At 64.8% G+C, this 1,965-nt stretch carries 2 protein-coding genes and 1 pseudogene; 1 reads left to right on the plus strand and 2 read right to left on the minus strand.

Annotated features, from left to right (window positions below):
• Positions 1-398 (plus strand): annotated as a pseudogene (locus tag AC1DT3_RS19330) (ArsR/SmtB family transcription factor); the annotation flags it as partial.
• Here AC1DT3_RS19330 and AC1DT3_RS19335 read toward each other — a convergent pair.
• Complete coding sequence (locus AC1DT3_RS19335; protein WP_477466837.1) at positions 376-669, minus strand: hypothetical protein; 294 nt, start codon at positions 667-669, stop codon at positions 376-378. The pseudogene AC1DT3_RS19330 and the gene AC1DT3_RS19335 sit on opposite strands and share 23 nt — an antisense overlap.
• The coding region (gatA, locus tag AC1DT3_RS19340; RefSeq protein WP_477466838.1) for an Asp-tRNA(Asn)/Glu-tRNA(Gln) amidotransferase subunit GatA at positions 666-1,965 on the minus strand (1,300 nt) is incomplete at its 5' end. The genes AC1DT3_RS19335 and gatA, both read right to left, overlap by 4 nt.

Below are 1,965 nucleotides of genomic sequence, written 5' to 3' on the forward strand. Positions count from 1 at the left end.
ACGCGCGCACCTGCTACGACCATTTCGCGGGACGATTGGGGACGGCGTTGGCGGATTCGCTCATCGCCCAGGACAATCTCATCCTGGCCGACGGGGCCGGGATCGTGACCGACCGCGGCAAGACGTTCCTGCAAGCTTTCGGGGTCCAAACCGGCGAGGATTCCAAGAGCCGTCGACCCGTCTGCCGAACCTGTCTCGATTGGAGCGAGCGGCGCCCTCACCTCGGCGGACGCCTCGGCGCTGCCTTGTGCATCCGGTGTTTCGATCTCGGCTGGGTCGAGAGGATCAAGGATAGTCGCGCGCTGTCCGTCACGTCGAGCGGCCGAACCGGCCTGACAGAAGCTTTTGGAATCGCATTCGACGCCGAGGGGATGGTCAGCGCTCGCGAATCCGCCTGACGAAATAGGCCCCCGACGCCCACAGGAAGGCCCCGATCACGCGGACCGGGTACAAGGTCGGCGTGTCGTGTGTGATCGGCGCGACCCAAGGCAGTCCGATGCTGCTGATGACCCACGACAGGATGACCGACACCGCAAGGGCGGCGATCGCCGCAATGAACACCTTGCCGAACTGGGTCGCCTTCCAGCCGAGCCAGACCGCAACGACGATCAGAATCGGATCGAAGGCCCCTGCAATCCAGACATGAAACGGAAGGGAGGGAGGCGTCACGCCTTCCACCAGGATTGCGGCAGGCTGATACGCCCCGCGGCGTCCTCGATCGCCTGCCCGACGGCAAACAGCGTCTCTTCATCGAAGGCGCGGCCGATCAACTGCAATCCGAGCGGGAGCCCCTGGGCATCGAGCCCGGCGGGGACTGCGAGACCCGGCAGGCCGGCCATGTTCACCGTCACCGTGAAGATGTCGTTGAGATACATCTCGACGGGATCGCCCGAGCCCTTCTCCCCGATGCCGAAGGCCGCCGTCGGCGTCGCCGGCGTCAATATCGCGTGGACGCCCTGCGCATAGACTTCCTCGAAATCGCGCTTGATGAGGGTTCGGATCTTCTGGGCTCGCACGTAATAGGCGTCGTAATAACCGGCGGACAGCACATAGGTGCCGATCATGATGCGGCGCTTCACCTCGCGGCCAAAGCCTTCGGCGCGGGTCTTCTCGTACATCTCGGCGACATCCCTTCCGGGGACGCGCAAGCCGTAGCGGACGCCGTCATAGCGAGCGAGGTTCGACGACGCCTCGGCCGGAGCGACGATGTAATAGGCCGGGAGCGCATATTTGGTGTGGGGCAATGAGACTTCAACGATCTCGGCCCCGGCCTCTCGCAGCCATTCCGCGCCCTGCCCCCAGAGCTTCTCGATCTCCGGCGACATGCCGTCGATGCGATATTCCTTCGGGATGCCGATCTTGAGGCCCTTTACACCGCGGGAGATCGCGGCCTCGAAATCTGGCACAGGCAGATCGGTGCACGTGGTGTCCTTGGCGTCCGGCCCGGACATCGATCGCAGCATGATCGCGGAATCGCGCACCGTGCGGCTGATGGGGCCCGCCTGGTCGAGGGACGAGGCGAATGCCACGGTGCCCCAGCGCGAGACGCGGCCATAGGTCGGCTTGATGCCGACCGTGCCCGTAAAGGCCGCCGGCTGGCGGATCGAGCCGCCGGTATCCGTCGCCGTCGCGGCAAGGCACAGATGGGCGGCGACAGCCGCTGCAGAGCCACCTGAGGAGCCCCCAGGCACCAGATGCGTTCCCTCGATCGCACCCGACGATGCCGCGCTGACATTCGAACCTTCGCGGCGCCAGGGTGAAACCACAGGCCCGAAGGCGCTGGTCTCGTTGGAGGAGCCCATGGCAAACTCGTCCATGTTGAGCTTGCCGAGCATGACGGCGCCGTCGTTCCAGAGATTCTGTGTGACGGTCGATTCGTAAGGCGGAGTGAAGGTCTTCAGGATGTTCGAGCCGGCTGTCGACACCACATCCTTGGTGCAGAACAGGTCCTTGATGCCGAGCGGA

The organism is Microvirga sp. P4_G7 (genome assembly GCF_056401005.1).